The 19371-nt window shown below is 70.2% G+C and carries 19 protein-coding genes and 1 tRNA gene; 10 read left to right on the forward strand and 10 right to left on the reverse strand.

The window, feature by feature from the left end; translation table 11 throughout:
• Positions 1–94 precede the first annotated feature (94 nt).
• Positions 95–823: a hypothetical protein gene (locus BSZ36_RS13035; RefSeq protein WP_094549659.1), complete on the forward strand. Its 729-nt coding sequence runs from the start codon at positions 95–97 to the stop codon at positions 821–823.
• 184 nt (positions 824–1007) lie between these two features.
• Here the strand turns inward: BSZ36_RS13035 and BSZ36_RS13040 are convergent, their stop codons facing one another.
• The 6 genes from BSZ36_RS13040 to BSZ36_RS13065 form a co-directional block, all read right to left on the reverse strand.
• Positions 1008–3854 carry an outer membrane beta-barrel protein gene (locus BSZ36_RS13040; protein ID WP_094549661.1) on the reverse strand — a complete coding sequence of 949 codons (2847 nt, stop codon included), beginning with the start codon at positions 3852–3854 and terminating at the stop codon, positions 1008–1010.
• A gap of 86 nt (positions 3855–3940) precedes the next feature.
• Entirely contained in the window at positions 3941–4366 is a 426-nt protein-coding gene (locus BSZ36_RS13045; protein ID WP_094549663.1) for a hypothetical protein, read from the reverse strand.
• A 271-nt stretch (positions 4367–4637) separates the two neighbouring features.
• Positions 4638–4871 (reverse strand): SEC-C metal-binding domain-containing protein, encoded by a 234-nt coding sequence (locus BSZ36_RS13050; RefSeq protein WP_094549665.1) that lies wholly within the window; start codon positions 4869–4871, stop codon positions 4638–4640.
• A 78-nt stretch (positions 4872–4949) separates the two neighbouring features.
• Positions 4950–7271: a CDC48 family AAA ATPase gene (locus BSZ36_RS13055; RefSeq protein WP_094549667.1), complete on the reverse strand. Its 2322-nt coding sequence runs from the start codon at positions 7269–7271 to the stop codon at positions 4950–4952.
• A gap of 139 nt (positions 7272–7410) precedes the next feature.
• Positions 7411–8061, reverse strand: a complete 651-nt coding sequence (locus tag BSZ36_RS13060) for a YkgJ family cysteine cluster protein (protein WP_094549669.1) — start codon at positions 8059–8061, stop codon at positions 7411–7413.
• A gap of 3 nt (positions 8062–8064) precedes the next feature.
• The gene (locus tag BSZ36_RS13065) at positions 8065–8364 is read right to left on the reverse strand and encodes a hypothetical protein (protein ID WP_094549671.1); all 300 of its coding nucleotides are present in this window, start codon (positions 8362–8364) and stop codon (positions 8065–8067) included.
• 197 nt (positions 8365–8561) lie between these two features.
• Between BSZ36_RS13065 and BSZ36_RS13070 the strand changes: the two genes are divergently transcribed.
• From BSZ36_RS13070 to BSZ36_RS13080, 3 genes are all read left to right on the forward strand, one after another.
• The gene (locus tag BSZ36_RS13070) at positions 8562–9263 is read left to right on the forward strand and encodes a bacteriorhodopsin (RefSeq protein ID WP_094549673.1); all 702 of its coding nucleotides are present in this window, start codon (positions 8562–8564) and stop codon (positions 9261–9263) included.
• 94 nt (positions 9264–9357) lie between these two features.
• Positions 9358–10308, forward strand: coding sequence for an NADP-dependent oxidoreductase (locus tag BSZ36_RS20040; RefSeq protein WP_094549675.1), 951 nt, complete (start codon positions 9358–9360; stop codon positions 10306–10308).
• A 63-nt stretch (positions 10309–10371) separates the two neighbouring features.
• Positions 10372–11346, forward strand: coding sequence for an NAD-dependent epimerase/dehydratase family protein (locus BSZ36_RS13080; protein ID WP_094549677.1), 975 nt, complete (start codon positions 10372–10374; stop codon positions 11344–11346).
• Positions 11347–11423: 77 nt separating this feature from the next.
• On the opposite strand, the gene BSZ36_RS13085 is transcribed toward BSZ36_RS13080, so the two are convergent.
• Positions 11424–11507: transfer RNA gene (locus tag BSZ36_RS13085), tRNA-Leu, on the reverse strand.
• Between the two features lie 206 nt (positions 11508–11713).
• Between BSZ36_RS13085 and BSZ36_RS13090 the strand changes: the two genes are divergently transcribed.
• Positions 11714–13171, forward strand: coding sequence for an alpha,alpha-trehalose-phosphate synthase (UDP-forming) (locus BSZ36_RS13090; RefSeq protein ID WP_094549679.1), 1458 nt, complete (start codon positions 11714–11716; stop codon positions 13169–13171).
• A gap of 185 nt (positions 13172–13356) precedes the next feature.
• Entirely contained in the window at positions 13357–14067 is a 711-nt protein-coding gene (gene otsB, locus BSZ36_RS13095; protein WP_094549681.1) for a trehalose-phosphatase, read from the forward strand.
• Between the two features lie 35 nt (positions 14068–14102).
• On the opposite strand, the gene BSZ36_RS13100 is transcribed toward otsB, so the two are convergent.
• Positions 14103–14486, reverse strand: a complete 384-nt coding sequence (locus BSZ36_RS13100) for an NFACT RNA binding domain-containing protein (RefSeq protein WP_094549683.1) — start codon at positions 14484–14486, stop codon at positions 14103–14105.
• A 137-nt stretch (positions 14487–14623) separates the two neighbouring features.
• Entirely contained in the window at positions 14624–16114 is a 1491-nt protein-coding gene (gene dacB, locus BSZ36_RS13105; protein ID WP_094549685.1) for a D-alanyl-D-alanine carboxypeptidase/D-alanyl-D-alanine endopeptidase, read from the reverse strand.
• A gap of 222 nt (positions 16115–16336) precedes the next feature.
• On the opposite strand from dacB, the gene BSZ36_RS13110 reads away from it, so the two are divergent.
• A complete protein-coding gene (locus BSZ36_RS13110) occupies positions 16337–16660 on the forward strand; it encodes a DUF3098 domain-containing protein (RefSeq protein ID WP_094549687.1) in 324 nt (107 codons plus the stop codon).
• Positions 16657–17190 (forward strand): hypothetical protein, encoded by a 534-nt coding sequence (locus BSZ36_RS13115; RefSeq protein WP_143536898.1) that lies wholly within the window; start codon positions 16657–16659, stop codon positions 17188–17190. Before BSZ36_RS13110 ends, BSZ36_RS13115 begins: the two co-directional genes overlap by 4 nt.
• Positions 17191–17371: 181 nt before the next feature.
• Here the strand turns inward: BSZ36_RS13115 and BSZ36_RS19490 are convergent, their stop codons facing one another.
• Positions 17372–17650 (reverse strand): hypothetical protein, encoded by a 279-nt coding sequence (locus BSZ36_RS19490; protein WP_094549691.1) that lies wholly within the window; start codon positions 17648–17650, stop codon positions 17372–17374.
• Positions 17651–17856: 206 nt separating this feature from the next.
• Between BSZ36_RS19490 and BSZ36_RS13125 the strand changes: the two genes are divergently transcribed.
• Positions 17857–18723, forward strand: a complete 867-nt coding sequence (locus BSZ36_RS13125) for an acyl-CoA thioesterase (protein WP_094549693.1) — start codon at positions 17857–17859, stop codon at positions 18721–18723.
• Positions 18720–19364 (forward strand): M23 family metallopeptidase, encoded by a 645-nt coding sequence (locus tag BSZ36_RS13130; RefSeq protein ID WP_094549695.1) that lies wholly within the window; start codon positions 18720–18722, stop codon positions 19362–19364. Before BSZ36_RS13125 ends, BSZ36_RS13130 begins: the two co-directional genes overlap by 4 nt.
• Positions 19365–19371 lie beyond the last annotated feature (7 nt).

Below are 19371 nucleotides of genomic sequence, written 5' to 3' on the forward strand. Positions count from 1 at the left end.
CGCTAATTACGCGTACGCGCGCGCGGGAAGCCTCCCTCAGCGACCTCCAACGCGTGCCCTTCTCATCCCGCCTCTCTCGCCAGAGGCTACTGACATGCACCGCGTCCCCCTCTCCGGTTCCGCCGCCCGCGTCACCCCGCGTGACTGGGCCACCTCTCTCCTCTCCGGCCCCGCCGTGGAGCCGCCGCCGCCCTACGCCGGCGCCATCCACGATGAGTTCGCGTGGCACGTCGTGAAGTACCTCGCCGACGACGCCGTGCTCCGTTCCGAGCACCCCGTGGAGCCGACCGACCGGCTGCCCGGCGCGCTGTTCACGTTCGACTTCGTGATCGAGGTCCCGGTCCGCGACGACGCGGGCGACGTGACGGCCATGCGCCGCGTGGCCTTCGAGATCGGCGGCGCGCGCAACCTGCCCGAGCATCAGCGACAGTTGCGGCGCGACGCCACGGTCCTCGCCTCTGGCGCCGCCGACGCCGTCTACCGCCTGCGCGGCAGCGACCTCCTGGACCACATGGAAGACGTGCTCTTCCTCGTCGCGCAGTGGGACGCCGAGTTGTTCTCCGCCAGAGGCCAGATCAACCTCAAGACGCTCGCGGGACCCGAGGCGCGCAGCCTCGCCATCCGGCCTGAGCAGCCGAGCGCGCTCGTGCCCTACCCGATCGGTGACGCCGACCCCGCGCGGGCGCTCTGGCATGTCGCCAACGGCGAGGCGCCGCACGTCCTCGTCCGCCGCCTGGACGCGCGCTACCCGGACGTGTGGGAGTCCTACGCCGCGCCGGTCAAGCCTCTGGCGACGGAGGTGCCGTACCGGAAGGCGAGCTGAGAGTTGATGCCCTACCCGAGCCGGTGTCATCGCGAGCGAAGCGCGGCGATCTCCTGCCGCTGAGCGCGCGCCTCTGGCGCCAGAGGCCGAGCCAACCGCCGTCCGCTCCGTGCATCTAAAAACGGTCCCCCTCGGTGAGGGGGACCGCTTCCGTTTCTGCTGCCTGGGCGATCGCGCCAGAGGCTTACTCGCCGCGTCCGCCGAAGCCGCCGCGGTCTCCTCGGCCGCCCCGCTCGTCGTCGTCGCTTCTGGCGTTGCCCTGGCCAAAGTTGCTGAGGCGGTACGTGAGGTTGAGCATCACGTAGCGGCCGAGCGCTTCCGTGCGCGCGTCCTGGATGTACAGCTCCGTCACGGTCCGCTCCACGTCCTGCTGCTGCGAGAGGATGTCGTAGACGCTCAGGCTGACCTCGGCGACGTCGCCGGGCAAGAACTTGTAGCCGGCCTTCGCGCTCCACAGGATCTGCGAGGGGTCGATGCTATCGTCCAGGCCGGTGTAGTACAGCGCGTTGAGGTTGGTGCCCAGGGAGAGGCCGCCCCAGGGGAGCCAGGCCAGCTTCGCGCCCGCGAGGTGCCGCACCGTGGTGTCATCCAGCGAGGGCGCGTCGGAGTTGGTCGTCGCGGAGTAGCGCGCGCCGTACTCCAGCGAGAAGTCCACGCGCTCGCTGATGGCGCTGCCGATAAACACGCGGCCGTCCAGCCCGAACTGGTCCGAGACGTTGAGCGCGTTGTTGACGAGGCCCGGCGCGCGGGTGTAGCTGCCGCCGAACGACATGTTGGCGTTGCTCTTGATCAGCCCGATGGGCCGACCGTAGCTCACCAGCGCGCGCCCGTTCCAGTAGCCGTCCACGTTCTCAGGCTGCGTGAGTTGCCCGCCCGCCGGGACGACTACCCCAGAGGGCGTCGTGACCGGCTCCCGGGCCAGGATCGTGGAGGAGCCGATGTAGTTCTGGCCGTAGGAGCCGCTGATAAAGCCGAAGAGGACAGAGCCGCCCGCGGCGTCGGTCGAGTTAAAGCGGGCGCGGAGCGAGTGCGTCGTGCTGGGGTCGAGGTCCGGGTTGCCCGTGGTGAGCAGCAGCGGGTTCGAGTTATCCACCAGGCTGCTGAGCTGGTTCGCGCTCGGGGTGCGCGTGCTAGCCCGGTAGTTGAGGTCCAGCCGCTTGCCCTCGCTCAGCGTTATGCGCGCCCGTGCCGACGGCAGGAACGACCAGAACGAGCGGTCAACCGTAAAGGCCTCTGGCGCGAGCTGCTCGCCTTCGAGGCGCTCGTGCTGGAGATCGAAGCCGATCTGCCCGTTGGCCTCTCGCGAGCCCGTGCGGAGCGAGACGCCGCCGCGCTGCACGAACGACTGCTGCTCAAAGGCGCTCGTGAACGACGCGTCGGGGACGGTGTACGCGCCAGAGGCGTCGGCGAGGAACGCGCCCTGGTCCGAGCTGCTGCGCGAGAGCTCGGGCCGGTAGCTGAACTGGAGCTGCGTGGTCTCGCTCAGCGGCTCGGTAAAGCTCAGCCGCGCCTGGAGGGAGCGGGAGTCCGAGGCCGTGTCGAACAGCTGATCGCTGGCAAACGCCATGCTTCCGTCCGCGGCATTGACAGTCTGGGTCGCCTGCGTCGTCTCGCCGTTCTGGTCGCCCACGGCGCCCTCCACGCTGAGCGAGAGCGTGCGGCCTCTGGCGGCAAAGCGGTGGCGGACCCCGAGCTCGATCTCGGAGGAGAGCGCGAAGGCGCTGGCGTCCGTCTCGGACGTGGTCAGCGCGAGGGCCGCGCCATCGGGAGAGCGGGTGATGCCGCGAAGGTCGCTGATCGCGCCGACGTCCTGGAGCGAGAACTGCGGCTCGAACGTGAGCTGCGTCCGGTCCGACAGGTCGTATTGCGCGCGGAGCGTGGCGCGGGCGTTCGCGTTGTCCGTGTCGGCGGTGTCGGTCTCGTCGTAGAGTTGCGAGATGCCACCGTCGGTCAGCGTGGAGCGCGTGAGGCCGGCATCCAGAAGGGTCTCGCTGGTGTTGAAGAACGTGCTGCCGGTCAGGCGGAGCTTGCCGCCCGCGAGCACGTCGGAGTAGCTCACGCCGAGTGCGTTGGCCGACGCGATGCCGTCCTGCTCGTTCTGGAGCAAGCCGCCCACGTCGCCTCCACCGCGTCCGCCGCGCCGCCCGCGGCCACCGCCGCCAGAGGCGATCCCCGCCAGGTCCTCGGCGGCGAAGTTCTGCTGGTCCACGTTGTTGGCGAGGCCCACAACGGTGATGCGGCGGTCACCCTTCAGGATGGTGGTGTTGCCGCCGGCGAGGTACTCGCCCTCAGGCCCGGCGCCTGCGTAAACGCGGCCGAACTGGCTGTTCTGCGTTCCGGCGCGCGTCACGATGTTGAGCGTCTTTTCCGCGTCGCCGTCATCGAAGCCGGAGAACCGGGACTCCTCGCTCTGGCGGTCGAAGACCTGCACCTCCTTGATCATCTCGGCCGGGAGCGTGTTGAGCGCCGCCTGCACGTCGGTCCCGAAAAACTCGCGCCCGTCGATGAGCACGCGGCGGACCGTCTCGCCCTCGGCGGTGACGGTCCCGTTCTCGACGGTCACGCCCGGCAGCTTCGCCACCAGGTCCTCCGCCGTCGCGTCCGGGTTGACCGGGAAGGCGTCGGCGCTGAACGCCGTCGTATCGCCTCGGACCTCGACCCTCTGGCGCGTCGCCGCCACGTCCACGCCTTCCAGGAGCGCCGCGTCCTCGGCGAGTTCGACCGCGCCGAGCGCGAGCGCCGAGCCGCTGGCGGTAACCGGGCGCGCCAGCGAGGTGTAGCCCACGAACGAGACGCGGAGTTCGTACGCGCCCGCGGCGACCGCGAGACGGAACGTGCCGTCGGCGGCAGAGGCCGCGCCGACCTGCGTGCTATCGGCGCTCATGCGCACCATGAGGACGGTCGCGCCGGGGAGCGGCTGACCGTCTGCGGCGTCCACGACCGTTCCCGTCACCTGGACGGTGCGGCCGGCCTGGGCGGAGGCCGAGGTGGCAAGGAGGAGGCCCAGGGAGAGGGCGAAAAGAGCGCGCATGGCGACGAAAGCAGAAAGAGAAAAGGGTGGCCTCTGGCGCCAGAGGCCGAGGGGGAAGGCCCCGGGATGAACCCGGGGCCGGGAAATCAGGAGCGGCCGTTGCCGCGGCCACCGCGGCGTCCGCGCTGGTTCTGGCGCTGCGCCTCCTGCCAGGTCCGGAAGCCCGGGATCTGCTCAGGCGTCAGGAGCGCTTCGATCTTGCGGGTCGTCTCAGCGCGCCGGGCTTGCATCTGCTCACGCATGGCCTGCCGGTCTCCGGTGCCGCGTGCGGGCCGGTCGGCGGCCTCGGCCTCGAGGAGTTCGCGGATCTGAGCCGTCTGGGAGGCGGTCAGGTTTACGGCCTCACTCAGCGACGACACTTGGGCCTGTACGCGGGAGGCCGCGTCGCCTCCGCGGGCACCTGCAGCGCTGCGCTGCTGCGGCGACGCCTCCTGGCTCTGAGCGCAAGCGGGAAGAGTAAAGGTGAGGAGGCCGAGGAGCGCCAGAGGCGTCAGGGTGCGGCGGAGAGACATGGTGGCGTTGTCTGGTGGGGGTTGGGGGCGCCGGAGGCCGTGGGCCCAGGCGGTCACGAAGAGAAGAACGGGACCGCCGGGCCCGATTCCGCACGCCTGCGCACGAGGTGCACGGCGGTGTCACGAATGGCACGAGCGGGGTCTCGACCCCTCAGCCGCGAGCGTTTGGGCCTATCCCCCACGCAAAAACGCCAGAGGCCGTAGCCCCTGGCGTCAGTCCTGCTGCTATGTGTTCGGCCCTGCCGCGACGTGCCGCCAGAGTCCTCTGGCGCTAGTGCCAGTGCCCGTGCTCCTCGGACCATACTTGGCCGGGCGCGCCCTCGCCCTGTGGCCCATCGCCGGCGCCCGAGACCGCAGCGCCCGCGATCAGCACGCCGACGAGGAGCACGAGGCCGATGATGATCCCCGCCCCGTTCCGACCGATGCCGCTTGATTTCCCAGCGCAGCAGTTTTTGTACTTCTGTCCGCTGCCGCAGGGGCAGGGTGCGTTGCGGGCGACGTCCATAGGTGGGAGAGGCGTGGTGCGGCCTCAAGGTAATAGGTCGTGCTGCCGCCAGAGGCCTCTGGCGAGACGCTTTGTTGTCTACTGGCCGTTCTCGGTCTCTGGCGCGATCTGAAAGCCGATGGACCGGTTGCCGCGCGGGTCCTCCTGCCGGAGCTCGCGCTGCATCCGCTCGTACTCCTTCTCGGCCTCTGGCGTCACGCTCGGGCGCGTGGTCTTGAGGGCTTCGTCGAAGGCGCCCATGGCGACCTCCTCGCCTCCGGCGCGGAGCGTGAGCAGGCCTGCCTTGCGGACGAGGTTTTCCAGGTCGGCGCCGGAAAAACGCTCGGTGCGCTCGGCGAGGGCGTCGAGGTCGACGTCGGTCGCCAGAGGCATCTTGCCGGTCTGGATGCCGAGGATGACGCGGCGGCCCTCCTGGTCCGGGACCGGGACGTAGACGATCTCGTCGAAGCGGCCGGGGCGTAAGAGTGCCGGGTCCAGCAGCGTCGGCCGGTTGGTGGCCGCGAGGACGACGACGCCCTGCATGTCCTCCAGCCCGTCCATCTCCGCCAGCAGCGTGTTCACCACGCGCTCGGTCACGTTCGAGTCGCCGATGCCGGAGCCTCTGGCGGGGGCGAGCGCGTCGATCTCGTCGATAAAGATAACCGTAGGAGCCACCTGGCGGGCGCGCTGGAAGAGGCGGCTGACCTGCTTTTCGCTTTCGCCGACCCACTTGCTCAGCAGGTCGCTGGACTTCGTGGACACGAAGTTGGCCTCGGCCTCTCGCGCGACGGCCTTGGCCAGAAGCGTCTTGCCGTTCCCGGGAGGGCCGTAGAGCAGGAAGCCCTTCGCGGGCCGGATGCCGAGCTTTTTGAACGCTTCGGGCTGCTGAAGCGGAAGCTCGACGCCTTCGCGAAGCTGCATCTTGACCTCTTCTAAGCCGCCGATGTCCTTCCAGCCCACGTTGGGCACCTGGATCTGGATCTCGCGGAGCGCGCTCGGCTGCACGCGGCGCGTGGCGTCGGTGAAGTCGTCGGCGGTGACGATCAGTTCGTCCAGGACTTCGCCCGGGATCTCGTCCTGCTCCAAGTCGATCTCGGGCAGGATGCGGCGGAGCGCGCTGATCGCGGCCTCTCGCGCGAGGGCACCGAGGTCGGCGCCGACGAATCCGTAGGTCGTCCGCGCGAGCGTGTCCAAGTCCACGTCCTCCGCCAGAGGCATCCCGCGGGTGTGGATGTCGAGGATCTGACGGCGACCGCTCGTGTCGGGCACGCCGATCACGATCTCGCGGTCGAAGCGGCCCGGACGGCGCAGCGCGGGGTCGATGGAGTCCGGCCGGTTCGTCGCGCCGATCACGACGACGTTGCCGCGCGATTCGAGCCCGTCGAGAAGGGTCAGAAGCTGGGCCACGACGCGGCGCTCGGCCTCGCCGGTCTCGTCGCGCGCGGGCGCGATGGAGTCGATCTCGTCGATAAAGATGATGGCGGGCGCGTTCTGCTCCGCCTCCTCGAACACCTCGCGCAAGCGGCCCTCGCTCTCGCCGTAGTAGCGGCCCATGATCTCGGGGCCGTTGATGACGAGAAAGTGCGCGTTGGTCTCGTTCGCGACGGCCTTTGCGAGCAGCGTTTTGCCCGTTCCGGGCGGGCCGTAGAGCAGCACGCCCTTGGGTGGGTCGATGCCGAGCCGCGAGAACAACTCGGGGTGCTTGAGCGGAAGTTCGATCATCTCGCGCACCTGATCGACCGTGTCGCCCAGGCCGCCGATGTCGTCGTACGTGATGCCGACGGGGCCTTCGCCGCTCTCGGGCTCGGCGTACTCGGGGAGCAACTCGATCTCGGTCTCCTCGGTCACCTGCACGATCCCGCGCGGGTTGCTCTGGGTGACGACAAGTCGGATTTCTTGCAGACCGAAGCCGCGCTGCTGGCCAAAGAGTTGGCGGTACAGGTCGGGCGGCATCCCGGGCAGGTTGCCGCCTTCGGGGCCCGCGCCCTGGCGGTAGACGCTGGTGCTGACGACGTCGCCAGAGGCCAGCGGGCGGCCCATAAGCGTGCGCAGAAGCGCGCGACCCGAACCTTGCAACCGCACGCCCTGCTGGGCGGGCGCGAGCACGACTTTCTTCGCGGGCTGCACCTGGGCAGGCGCGATCTCGACGTGGTCGCCCATGCCGACGCCGGCGTTGGCGCGCAAGAGGCCATCCAGCCGGATGATGTCCAGCCCGGCATCGGCGCTGTACGGCGGGAGCGCGATGGCGGGCGTGGTGCGCTTGCCGGTGAGGGCCACGATGGCCCCTGGCGCGAGGCCAAGCGCGGCCAAGCTTTCAGCGTTGATGCGGGCGACGCCCTTGCCGACGTCGGGGTTCTGGGCGCCGGCCACCTGGAGGCGGACGGTGTCGGTGCGGTCGGGGGCGGTCGGGACTTCGGCCATGTCGAGCGGTTCTCAGATCTGGCCGCGTTCCACGTCCGGCGCCGCGTGGGGTTCGCGCGCGCCAGAGGCCTCACAGGGTGTTCGCGGGCCTCTGGCGGGTGGCTGCGTCGCCAGAGGCCGGGCACCTCTCGCCAGAGGCTCAGGAGGTGGCCGGGGGCGCGCCTGCGGCGTCGAGCCAGCGGTGGAGCAGGGCAAGGTGGAGGTCTACGCGGTCCTCTACGCTCTCGGGAACGGGGACGTCTCTGGCGTCGCAGTCGGTGCGGACGGCGGCGTCCACGTCGGAGACCGGGGGCGGAGCGCCGGGGTCGGCGCCGTCATCGTCGAGCGCGCCAGCGGCGCGGAGGGCGACGGCCTCGTACTGAACCGAACGGCGCGCATAAGGCGGCACGCCCTGCGCCTGCAGGTAGCCCTCTACGTCTCCAGCCTCGCCGTAGACCCCGGCCGACTCGGGGTGCGGCTCTACCGGGATAAACATCTCGGCGCCCCCGGGCATCGTGATCCACCCGAGCGGGTAGAGGCGGCACGCCAGAGGTCGCCCCGCGTGGACGGCGCACCGCCCGGCGTCGTAGTGCACGCACACGCCGCCATCGGTCCAGCGCAGCGTGCTCGTTTCGGGGTCGACGCTTGTCGCGAGGGCCTCGGACGTGGAGACGCCCAGCGCTTCGGCGAGCCGCGCGACCTCGTAGGGGCCGACCGAGATCTGCTTTCCGTGGCAGCAGCGGCCGCAGCCGTTGCACCGGTACGAGAAAGAGTCGCGCCGGGTCTTGGGGACGACGGGTAGGCGGTACACGGCCTAGAACTTGACCTTGATGCGCGCAGTCCCGAGCGCCTCGGGGGCGCGGCCTGTGAGCCGCTCCATCTTCATAAGGCTCCGGCCGTCGCCGCGACCGAGCATCTCGGCCTGCACGTTTTCCATCGTGATAATGAGGTACGGCTCGCCCTGGCCGGGCTTGTAAAAGGCGAGGCGGTAGTCGCCGTCTTCCTCTGGCGCCGTCGCGGCAAAAGCGGTGGGGGCGCCGAGGCCGAGCGCGAGGGCGCCAGCGACGCGCTTGAGGCTCTCGCGGCGGGTGACGGTCTTGTGGGGTGTGCTCATGGCAGGTAAAAGGGAGGTCACCACCACATACGTCGTCTCTTCCTGAACAAGACCATCAGGCACTCCGCAGAGCGGTGCGACGCGTTGCGCGCCGAGCCAGGCCTCTGGCGCCAGAGGCCTCGGGGATGCCCTGATTGTCGGCGCGTGCGGAGCCCTGGGGGCAGGGTTGGGTAGACCTCACCCCCCTCTACGTCTGCATGTCGCTCGAAACCCTCCTGTATACCGTCTACATCGCCAGCATGGCGGCAGGCGCCCTGTTGTTCCTCTCGTGGATGCGCGACCCGAAGGGCGTGCCCGTCTGGGAGTACATCGTGGCTGCGCTGATCCCCGTCTGGTCCGGACTGGCGTACCTCGCGATGGCGCTCGGATTGGGCACGGCAGAGATCGCCGGTCAGACGACCTACTGGGCCCGGTATGCGGACTGGGTGGTGACCACACCGCTGCTCTTGACGGCGCTGTGGATGACGGCCGTCACGCGGAGCGACAAGAGCAAGCACGTCCCCCTCCTGCTCGGACTCGTCAGCGCGGACATCATCATGATCCTGTGCGGGCTCGTGGGCGACCTCTCGTCTGGACCGGCGCGCTACGTCTACTTCGGCATCGGCGTGGCCGCGCTTGTCGTCGTGTTCGCGCTCACGTGGGGGCCGCTCCGGCGCGTGGCCGAGCAGGACCCCGAGATCGGTGGCATCTACCGGAAGGTGGCGGCGTACCTCGCTTTGTTCTGGATCGGCTACCCGCTCACGTGGATCCTCGGGCCGTCGGGATTGGGCATCGTGGGACAGACGGTGGACACCACGTTGTTCATCCTGCTGCCCATCTTTTCCAAGGTCGGCTTCAGCATCGTTGACCTCGGAATGCTCCGGGCCGCTGGCGGCACAGGCTGCGCGGCGCATGAGTAAGCGCCAGAGGCCTCTGGCGACCGCCACGAACTGGGCACGGGGTCGGGCGTAGGCCTCCCTCCTCACCCGCCCACCGTTGCGCCTCATCACCCCCATGCGCGCCGTTCGTTTCCACGACTTCGGCCCGCCGTCCGTGCTCCGCGTCGAGGAAGCGCCCGACCCCGAGATCGAGGACGACCTGCTGCTCGTCCGCGTGGCCGCGACGGGGCTCAACCCGATCGATACCGACATCCGCGGTGGGCGCGTCTCCGGGGTTTTGACGGGCACGCCGCCGCGCGGGCTCGGCGTCGAGGTGGCAGGCACCGTCGTGCGGTCGGGGCCTCTGGCGAGCCGCTACCGCGAAGGCGACCGTGTGATCGGCACGATGCCGACGTTTAAGGGCGAGGGCTACGCCGAGTTCGTCGCGTTGCCTGAGGAGGACGCCGCGCCGTGGCCCCAGAACCTCTCGGCGCCAGAGGCCGCGTCCATGCCTCTGGCGGCGCTGACCGCACTCCAAGCCCTCCGCGCGAAGGGAGGCCTCCGCGCGCGGCACCGCGTGCTCATCCACGGCGCCTCTGGCGGCGTGGGCACGATGGCGGTGCAGATCGCGGCTCTGCTCGGCGGCGAGGTGGTGGCAACCGCGAGCGCGGAGCACCTAGACCTGGTGCGGAGCCTCGGCGCGCACGAGGCCGTGGACTACCGCGCCGAGGACGTCACGCGCCGCGATGGCTTCGACCTCGTGTTCGACGTGGCGGGCACGCTCCCGTTCGGCCTCGCGCGGCCCATGCTCCGCTCGGCGGGCGCCTACATCACGACCCAAGTCAGCCCCGGCGTCGTCACGCGGACGGTTTTGCAGAAGGCCATGCCCGGCCCGGTGATGGCGTACTCCCAGGCCGCCCCGGACGGCCCCGCGCTGGAATGGCTCGCCACCCTTTTCGCCTCTGGCGCGGCGCGCGTCGTCATGGACCGCACGTTCGCGATGGACGAGGCGCCCCAAGCGCACGCGCACCTCGAAGGCCCCCACGGCCCCGGCAAATGCGCGCTGATCGTGGACGAGAGCCAGTAGGCTTCTGGCGCCAGAGGCCCCGCGCGCTGCGATCTTGCCGTCTCCCTAGCCCCACGCCCCACCATGCGCACCGTCTTCCTCACCGGCGGGACCGGCTTTGTCGGCAGCCACGTCGCCGAAGAGTTCAAGAGGCGCGGCTGGAGCGTGCGCGCGCTCGTCCGCTCCGACCCGAAGTGGCTGACCGGCCTGGGCGTCGAGACCGTCCGCGGCGACCTCTCCGACCTCCACGCCCTCGCGCAAGCGGCCTCTGGCGCCGAGGTCGTCGTCCACGCTGCCGCGCTGACGCGCGCGCCCACGCTGGACGAACTGCGTGAGGCCAACGTGGTGGGCACGCTGCGGCTTCTGGACGCTTGCGCGAGCGCGTCCAAACCGCCCGAGCGCGTCGTGATCGTGAGCAGCCTCGCCGCGGTCGGTCCGAGCGGCGCGCGGCCTCTGGCGGAGGGCGACCCGCTGCGGCCGATTTCGAACTACGGCCGCTCCAAGGCCGAGATGGAAGAGCGCGTTGCCGCCCACCCCCTCGCGGACCGCGTGACGATCGTGCGCCCGCCCGCCGTCTACGGACCGCGCGAGGCCGACATCTACACCGTGATCAAGACCGCCGCCCGCCAGAGGCTCTTCCCCATTGTGGGCGACGCACACGCTCGGACGCTGGACCTGGTCTTCGTGCGCGACCTGGCGCGCGGGATCGTGGACGCAGCCGAAACGCCAGAGGCCGCGGGGGAAACGTTTTTCCTAGGGGGCGAGGCGCATTCGTGGAACGAGATCCATCGCGAGGTGACCGCTGCGCTCGGGACGGGCGCGATCAAGGTCAAGGTTTCGCCGCGGGTCGTCGCGCCCATCGGCGCACTCGTAGAGGGCGTCGGCAAATTGTTCGGAGCGTACCCGCCGCTCAACCGCGAAAAGGCGCGAGAGGCTAAAGAGGCGTGGGTGGCGTCGTCGGCGAAGGCGCGGATGGCCTTCGGCTACGCGCCCGAGGTGCCTCTGGCGGAGGGCATGCGCGAGACCGTGGCGTGGTACCGCGCCGAAGGCTGGCTGTAGCGTCAGAGGCCTTTGGCGGCACATGCGGGTAGCCCCAACGCAAAACCCCTCGGCACGCGAGCGCGCCGAGGGGTTCGTGCCTGGAGTGGGACTCGAACCCACAAGGCCGTGAAGCCAGCGGTGTTTGAGACCGCCGCGTATACCAATTCCGCCATCCAGGCAAAGCACGGCAGGCCGTGCGCGGAGCCCCAAGCTACCGCCTCTGGCGCCACGCGTCTAGCGCTTCCCTCGACCACGCCAGAGGCTTCACGCGCGCCCCACACGCCAAAGGCTACGCACGGGTAACGCGGGGCGGCCCTCTAGCGCGGGGGTGACGCCGAACCCGTCACCCGAGCTTGCGTACCCTCCGCCTCTCACCCCCTGTTCGATGCCGCTCGTCCTGCTCGCCAACCGCGCACCCATCCGGCAAACGCCCACGGGCTGGGAGGCCGCCCTGGGAGGCCTCGCCTCGGCCCTGCTGCCCGTTCTGGAAGACCGCGGCGGCGCGTGGGTCGCCATGCGAGAGCCCGAGGACGGCGCGCCCCTCATGCAGCCGTACCCCGAAGCGAGCCCGACGTTTACCGTCCACCGGGTGCCGTTGGAAGAGGAGGAGTTCAAGGACTACTACAACGGGATGTCCAATCAGGTGCTGTGGCCGCTGGCGCATTACCTGGTCAACCATGTGGCGCCGGAGCGGGCTTTCCGCGGCGCCTACCGCGCCGTCAACCGCCGCTTCGCTGAGGCCGCGCTCGCCGCAGCCGCCGAGGTCTCCAGCGCTCCCCCCGCGACGAGCGGAGCCTCTGGCGACGCGGACCCGGTCCAGTTCTGGATTCAGGACTACCACCTCATGCTTGTGCCGGAGTTGATCCGCCAGAGGCGGCCTGGCGCCCGCATCGGGCACTTCTGGCACATCCCCTGGCCCGCGCCCGAGGTGTTCCGCATCCTCCCCTCCGCCCGCGAGCTCCTGCGCGGGATGCTCGGTGCCGACCTCGTCGGCTTCCACACCGACGGCGACGCGGAGAACTTCCGCGAGTCCGCGCGCGACCTCGTCGGCGCGACCGTAGAGGGGCACGACGTGCTCTGGGAGGGGCGCCGCGTCCGCGCCGAGCGCCACCCCATCGGCATCGACGTGGAGAAGTTCGAGGCCTTCGGCCACGACGCCCACATCGCGCAAGAGGCTGACACCTTCCGGCGGGAGATCTTCGCAGACCACATCGTGCTCGGCATCGACCGCCTGGACTACACGAAGGGGCTCCTGCTCCGGCTGGAAGCCTTCGAGCGCTTTCTGGAGTCCTACCCGGAGATGCACGGCCACGTCGCCATGTTTCAGATCGCGACGCCGAGCCGCACAGGGATTCCGGCCTACGCGCAACTCAAGCGCAAGGTGGAGCAGGCCGTGGGCCGCATCAACGGGCGCTTCGCGGAGGGCGCGTGGACGCCCATCCACTACCGCTACCGCGCGTACACGCAGCAAGAGCTCGCCGCGCTCTACCGCGCCGCCGACGTGGCGCTCGTGACGCCTCTGCGCGACGGGATGAACCTCGTCGCCCACGAGTTCGGCGCCATCTCCGGCGCGGCCATGGACGACGGCGCTCAGCCGGGCGTCCTCATCCTCAGCGAGCTAGCCGGCGCCTCCGACTACCTCGACGGCGCCGTCTGCGTCAACCCCTACGACACCGACGGACTGGCTCGCGTCCTCCGCGCCGCCATCGACCTGCCTCTCGCGGAAAAGCGCCGCCGCCTCTCGCTCGTGCGGGAGGCCGTGCGCGGCCTTGACGTCCACGCCTGGGCCGCTCGCTTCCTGGACCGGCTAGGGGAAAGCCAGCCAGTAGCCAGTAGCCAGTAGCCAGTAGCCAGTAGCCAGTAGCCAGTAGCCAAATCAGCGCGGCCTCTGGCGCTGGGTCAAGTTGCCTAGGGCTGAGTTTTCCCGCGTTGTCCGCGCGCCTTCTTCAGCGCCCCTCGCCAGAGGCCTCTGGCGCCACGAGTCGCCGACGTTTCTAACCCCTCCCCCACCGGCCGCTCTCCATCGCCGTGATTCCCCATCCTAACCGACCGCTCCTGTTCCTCGACTACGACGGCACCCTCTCGCCCATCGTGGACGACCCGGCGCAGGCGCGGCCGCACCCCGATGTCCCCGCACTTCTGGCCTCGCTTGCCGAGCGGCACCGCGTCGTCATCGTCTCCGGGCGCGGGATTGCAAAGCTGACCCACTTCCTGCCCGGCGTGCGGGTCCAGGCCGTCGGGCTTCACGGCGCTGAAGAAGGCGCACTTGGCGAAGAGCCGGCGCCGAGCGCTGCGCTCCAAGCCGTTGCCGAGCCTCTGGCGGCGCTCAAGGCGTCCGTTCCCGCGCTGGAAGGCGTGATGGTGGAGGACAAAGGCGCCACGTTTGCCGTCCACTACCGCAACGCGCGCGACGAGGCGGCAGCGCACGAGGCGCTTCGCGCGTGGGCCTCAGACGTGCCCGAAGGGCTCCACGCCGTCTGGGGGAAAAAGGTGCTGGAGCTCCGCCCGCGCGATCTATCCAAAGGCACCGCCGTCGTCCGCATCGCGGCAGAGAACCCCGCCCTCACGCCCGTCTACATCGGCGACGACACGACCGACGAGGACGCGTTCCAAGCGCTCGACGCCTCTTCTGGCGAGAGAGAGCCCGTCACTGTCAAAGTCGGCGAGGGCGAGACGGCGGCGCGCTACCGCGTGCCCGGCGTGGACGACGTGGTGACCTACCTCCGCGGCTTCCTGTAAGCCTCTGGCGCCAGAGGCCAATCCTCCCGACGTGGTCAGTCGGCGGCGTAGACCTTGAGCGTGTCGTAGCGCTTGAGCTGGACCTGCCCGGCGGGGGCGCCGCGCCGCTTGGACACGTCGCACGCGCGACAGACGTGGACGCTCACTTTGCCGCTGGCGTTTTTCGCCTTCGAGTGCTTCACCGCGAGCGCGGCGGCGCGCTGCAAGACCGGGCGCGGGAGCACGTCCAGCTTGTCCGGATTGCGAACGATCACGTGACTGCCGGGGCAGCCGGCGGCGTGCATCCAGACATCGAGCGGGTCTGCCACTCGCAGCGTGAGGCGGTCATTCTCCTTTGCGCTCAGCCCCACGAGGATCTCGAAGCCGTCGACCTCATGCGTGTCCCAGCCGTCGTGCTTGGCGCCGTCTCGTTTGCCCATCGTCGTGTCTCGTGGTTCAGCGCCAGTTTCGCCAGAGGCGCCGGGTGCCGTTTGGAAGACAGGGCGGAGTCTCCGAGGCTCCAACCTCTGGCGCTCTCAACGTCCCCACACACCCCTCCTCGCTCGCGCCCTCACGCTCACTCCTCGTCCGCCGGCGGCCGCTCGCCAGAGGCCAGCGCGTCCACGATGCGGTCCATCGCCTGCGTGATGTTGCGGTCGGGCGCGGTGTAGTTGTTCGCCATCAGCACAAACGCGAGCGTCTGGCCGCGCGGCCCCTCGACGTAGCCCGCGAGCGCGCGGACGGCTTGCAGCGAGCCCGTCTTGGCCCGAACCGGAACGTTGCGCATGCGGTTGCGCAGCGTGGACCCCGCGCCCCCGCCCTGCGGCAGCGACTGGCGGAACGCGCCCGAAGCCGGGTGCTGGTTCATGCGCGCCAGGAGCGCGCCCATGGCCTCTGGCGTGATCATGTCCTTGCGCGAGAGGCCCGAGCCGTCCACGATGTTGAGGCCGTCAGTCTGCGCGCCGGCGCTCGCGAGGAAGTCCTTGACGCGACGCGCCGAGGCTTCGGTAGAGCCGTTGGACGAGAGCGTCCGGAAAAGGTGCTCAGCGTACAGGTTGTCGCTTTTGCGGTTGATGCGCTGCACGATCTCCCGGAGCGGCGGCGAGACGTAGGCGCGGAGCGGCTCGGCGCCCTCGTAGCTGGGCGCGGTCGCCATCTCGTCCACGTCCACGATCGCCGCGTCCACGGCGATGCCCGCGTCGGCCAGGCGGTCTGCGAAGGCCGTCGCGGCGTAGAGCGTGGGGTTCTCGACGGGGAGTTGGATCGTGCCGGAGAGCGTGACCTTGTTGGTGCCGACCGTCCGGCCCACGCGGAGCCGCCCGCCGCCGCGCCGCTCGGCCGCGAGATCGGTCACGAACTCGACAAAGCCCGGCGGGTCCACGCTGACCTCGCCGCCTCGGAAGCGGACGGCCATGAGGTTGTCGCCCCATGCCAGCCCGCCAGAGGCCGGCGCGTAGCTCTCGGTCGCGATGTGGCTCACGTCCCAGCCCTCGGCGTACGCCGCGTCCTCGAAGCGGTCGTCGTCGCCGATGATGCGGCCTTCGACGCGCCGCACGCCCGCCTCGTAGAGCGCCTCGGCCCAGTTCTTCAGCGGGTCCGCGCTGACCCATTCGCTGCCAAACGTGGGATCCCCGGCGCCACGGATGACGAGGTCGCCGCGGAGCGTGCCGCCGACCTCGTCGCCGAAGTGGAAGAGCTGCGTCGTGTAGCGGAAGTCGGGGCCGAGCGCGTCCAGGGCCGTCGCGGTCGTGAGCAGCTTCATCGTGCTCGCGGGCAGCAGCGTGAGGTCGGCATTGCGCGCGAGCAGCGTCCGGCTGGTGGTGAGGTCCTGCACGTGGATGCCCCAGATGGCGCGCGGCAGGTCCGGGTCGTCCAAGATCTCCGCCAGGATGGTGGCCATCTCCGCGTCGGACACGCGCGCGGGCGACGTGACGGCGCTGTCGACCGAGGCCGACACGCTGTCGGCCTGGAGCGGGTCGGCGACGGAGGCCTGTGGCCACGCGACGATGCCGACGGCGGCGAGCGCCAGAGGCGCGAGGAAGAGAAACGGGCGGCGGAGCAAGCGCATCGGAGACGGACGAGGGACGGGGGCAAAGCTACCCGGGCAACTCCCCGGGGTGGCACCCAATTGCGCGTACAACCGCTCCCCGCACCCCACCGCCGTGGCTGGCCTCTGGCGCCAGAGGCCGGAGCCGCCCCGGAGCGCGTACCGCTCCTGTGCCTGGAAGAGGTTGTGGGTGCGTACAGGGCCGTTGCCGGTATCTTGCGCCACACGATTCCAGACCCTCCGATGGCCAAGCGTTCCTCTAAAAAGCGCGCGACGAAAACCGCGCCCGCCGCCCGCCGCGGCCCGCGCTCGGCTCGGATGCCCTTCGAGCGCCGCAACTACGTCTTGCTGCTCGGTGCCATTGCCCTGATCGTGGTGGGGTACGTGCTCATGCTGGTGGACAACGCCGTGAGTGACAACCCGGTCGACAGCGCGCTTTCGCTGACGGTCGCACCGTTGCTGCTGCTCGGCGGCTACCTCGGCGTGATCTGGGCCGTGCTCTCCGGCGTGCAAACGCCCGAGGCCTCTGGCGCCGACGCCAGCGACGCCACGCCCGCCGAGGCATGAAGCGCTGGGCCCTCGCGGTAGCGCTCCTCGCCAGCGGATGCGGCGGCGAGAACGCGCAACAACCGGCCGCCCCTGCCCTACCACCCGCCCCCCCGTCCATCCCCGACGTGGGCGATCTGGACGACTTCGACGACGCGTTTGAGGACGCGGACTCGCTCGGCACGCCAGAGGCCGACTCGCTGGAGGCGACCGCGCTCCCGGACCCCGGCCCCTCGTTCGCGCCCTTCCTGACGGAGTTCAAGGTGGCGCTCCAGAAAGGGACCGCGCGGCGCCTCGCGGCGCCCGGGCTCTCGGCGCAGGACTTCGCCGCCGTCGCGGAAGACGACGCCGTCCGGCAGCACGTGCTCGCCGCTGGCGTGGAGCGCTACCGCCGCGAGGGCACGCGCCGCGAGGTATACGTCGTCGTCGGCTACGATGCGGAGGGCAACGTGGTCCCGGAGGACGAGGCGATCACGGAGAGCGCCGTCGGGCTCACGTTCGACGTGGTGGACGGCGCGTACCGGCTCGTGCGGATCGAGCGGGCGGGATAGCCGCCAGAGGCCTCTGGCGCTGCTTCGTGCGACGCGTCTTTGCGGAGGCGGACCTGCGCAGAGCCGCTGTGGATGTGGACTCCAGTCGCCTCTGGCGCCAGAGGCGCCGAGCCGGGCGGACAAAAAAAGCCCGGCCGCGCGGGGTGCGCAGCCGGGCCGGAAGCTCGAAAGAGCCGAGGGTCTACTGACCGTCGACCTCTGCCTCAACCTCCTCCATGCCAGCCTCGGCGTCGTTCATCATCTCCTCGCCGGTGGCCTCCATCTCTTCCATGCCAGCCTCCATCTCGGCGCCGGCCTCCTCCATCTCGCCCTCGATCGTCTCGTCGGACGGCACGACGGGCGTGACGACCTCGGCCTCGGTGCCGTCGATCTCCGTGGTCTCCACGGTGTCGTTGTCGGAGCAGCCGGTGAGGCCGATGAATGCGAACGCGAGCGCGAAGATGCTGATGTTCTTGAACATAGTCGTATGCCCCAAAGGGGCGAATGCAGGTGGGTGATGTCGAGCCGGGGTGAGAGGCTCGGATGTGCTTGAGCGCACGCCGCAATATATGCCGCTGTAGAATGCCCTCTCCAATACCTGATGCGTTGAAGAAGCGGCGTGTACGACGTGAAGGGCTTTCTTCCGCCAGGGGCTCTCCCCATCCTTCCGCCTCTTTCTCGCGCCCCATGCCCTCCGCTCTCGACGACCTCCTCACGCTTCTCGACCTCGAACTGCTGGAGCACGACTACTTCCGCGGCCAGAGCGCCTCGTACGGCGCCCCGCGCGTGTTCGGGGGGCAGGTGCTCGCGCAAGCCGTGATCGCGGCCGGGCGGACCGTTCCAGAAGACCGGCGCTGCCACTCGTTGCACGCCTACTTCATCCTCCCCGGCGACGCGCAGGCGCCCATCCTCTACCACGTGGACCGGCTGCGCGATGGCGGCTCGTTCGCCACGCGGCGCGTGACGGCCATCCAGCACGGCCGCCCCATCTTCAACGCCGCGCTCTCCTTCCACCGCGAAGAGCCGGGCCTGGACCACGCCGACCCGGCGCCAGAGGCCGTCCCCGCGCCCGGCGAGGTCACGAGCGAGGTCGAGATCGCGCGGGCACTCGCCGACCGCATCCCCCGCCGGTTCCGCGCCACGCTTACCGGCGAGCGCGCCATCGACTACCGCCCCGTGGACCCCGTCAACCCGTTCGCGCCAGAGGCGACGGAGGCCGAGCTCAAGGTGTGGCTACAGGCCTCTGGCGAACTCGCTGACGACCCGCTGATCCACCAGGCGCTGCTGGCCTACGCGAGCGACTACGGCCTGCTGGGCACGGCGCTCCGCCCGCACGCGCGCAGCGTGTTCGACCCCGGCATTATGGCCGCGAGCCTAGACCACGCGATCTGGTTCCACCGTCCCTTCCGCATTGATGGCTGGCTGCTGTACACGATGGACAGCCCGAGCGCCTCTGGCGGGCGCGCGTTCACGCGCGGCGCCGTGCACGACGCCGAAGGACGCCTGGTGGCGAGCGCCACACAGGAGGGGCTCGTCCGGCTGATGAACACGTGACCCGCGCGCTCCTCCTGATCCTCCTCGTGGCGTCGGGGTGCCGCTTGGAGACGCCCGCTCCCGAGCCTGCGCCAGAGCCCTCTGGCGACAGCGCGAGCGCTTCCGCGCCCGATCCGCCCGTCGCGGCAGGCGACACCGCGCGCGTCACGGCGCGGCGCGCTGGCGAGGCCACGCCACGCCAGAAGCCGAAGCCTCTGGCGCCCAACGTCAGCGGTAGCGGCTGGGCCGTCCCGGTCCTCGGCATCGCGCCTGAGGACTTGGTAGACACCTTTACCGCCGCGCGCAGCGAGGGCCGCACACACAACGCGATCGACATTCTCGCGCCGCGCGGCACGCCGGTGGTCGCCGCGTTTGGGGGGACCGTGCAGCGGCTGTTCACGAGCGACAAGGGCGGCCTGACCGTCTACGTCCTAGGCAGCGAGGGCCGGATCGTGACGTATTACGCGCACCTGGACGCGTACGCGCCGGGCCTGGAGGCCGGGCAGCGCGTCGCCAGAGGCGAGCGGCTGGGAACGGTTGGCGATACGGGCAACGCGGCACCCGGCAACACGCACCTCCACTTCGCCATTTGGACCATCGAGCCCGGCGATAGCTTCTGGGACGGCGAGCCGATCAACCCGTACGACCTCCTGGCGCGCTGAGGCCTGG

It is taken from the genome of Rubricoccus marinus (assembly GCF_002257665.1).
GTDB classification, from domain to species: Bacteria; Bacteroidota; Rhodothermia; order Rhodothermales; family Rubricoccaceae; genus Rubricoccus; species Rubricoccus marinus.

What these genes read in the sequence shown, in the direction of transcription:
- BSZ36_RS13115 (WP_143536898.1), top strand. Translation starts at nt 16,657, where the DNA reads ATGAAGCGCTGGGCCCTCGCGGTAGCGCTCCTCGCCAGCGGATGCGGC.
- BSZ36_RS13110 (WP_094549687.1), top strand. Translation starts at nt 16,337, where the DNA reads ATGGCCAAGCGTTCCTCTAAAAAGCGCGCGACGAAAACCGCGCCCGCC.
- BSZ36_RS13090 (WP_094549679.1), top strand. Translation starts at nt 11,714, where the DNA reads ATGCCGCTCGTCCTGCTCGCCAACCGCGCACCCATCCGGCAAACGCCC.
- BSZ36_RS13035 (WP_094549659.1), top strand. Translation starts at nt 95, where the DNA reads ATGCACCGCGTCCCCCTCTCCGGTTCCGCCGCCCGCGTCACCCCGCGT.
- BSZ36_RS13050 (WP_094549665.1), bottom strand. Translation starts at nt 4,871, where the DNA reads ATGGACGTCGCCCGCAACGCACCCTGCCCCTGCGGCAGCGGACAGAAG.
- BSZ36_RS20040 (WP_094549675.1), top strand. Translation starts at nt 9,358, where the DNA reads ATGCGCGCCGTTCGTTTCCACGACTTCGGCCCGCCGTCCGTGCTCCGC.
- dacB (WP_094549685.1), bottom strand. Translation starts at nt 16,114, where the DNA reads ATGCGCTTGCTCCGCCGCCCGTTTCTCTTCCTCGCGCCTCTGGCGCTC.
- BSZ36_RS13055 (WP_094549667.1), bottom strand. Translation starts at nt 7,271, where the DNA reads ATGGCCGAAGTCCCGACCGCCCCCGACCGCACCGACACCGTCCGCCTC.
- BSZ36_RS13100 (WP_094549683.1), bottom strand. Translation starts at nt 14,486, where the DNA reads ATGGGCAAACGAGACGGCGCCAAGCACGACGGCTGGGACACGCATGAG.
- BSZ36_RS13065 (WP_094549671.1), bottom strand. Translation starts at nt 8,364, where the DNA reads ATGAGCACACCCCACAAGACCGTCACCCGCCGCGAGAGCCTCAAGCGC.
- BSZ36_RS19490 (WP_094549691.1), bottom strand. Translation starts at nt 17,650, where the DNA reads ATGTTCAAGAACATCAGCATCTTCGCGCTCGCGTTCGCATTCATCGGC.
- BSZ36_RS13045 (WP_094549663.1), bottom strand. Translation starts at nt 4,366, where the DNA reads ATGTCTCTCCGCCGCACCCTGACGCCTCTGGCGCTCCTCGGCCTCCTC.
- BSZ36_RS13040 (WP_094549661.1), bottom strand. Translation starts at nt 3,854, where the DNA reads ATGCGCGCTCTTTTCGCCCTCTCCCTGGGCCTCCTCCTTGCCACCTCG.
- BSZ36_RS13070 (WP_094549673.1), top strand. Translation starts at nt 8,562, where the DNA reads ATGTCGCTCGAAACCCTCCTGTATACCGTCTACATCGCCAGCATGGCG.
- BSZ36_RS13125 (WP_094549693.1), top strand. Translation starts at nt 17,857, where the DNA reads ATGCCCTCCGCTCTCGACGACCTCCTCACGCTTCTCGACCTCGAACTG.
- BSZ36_RS13080 (WP_094549677.1), top strand. Translation starts at nt 10,372, where the DNA reads ATGCGCACCGTCTTCCTCACCGGCGGGACCGGCTTTGTCGGCAGCCAC.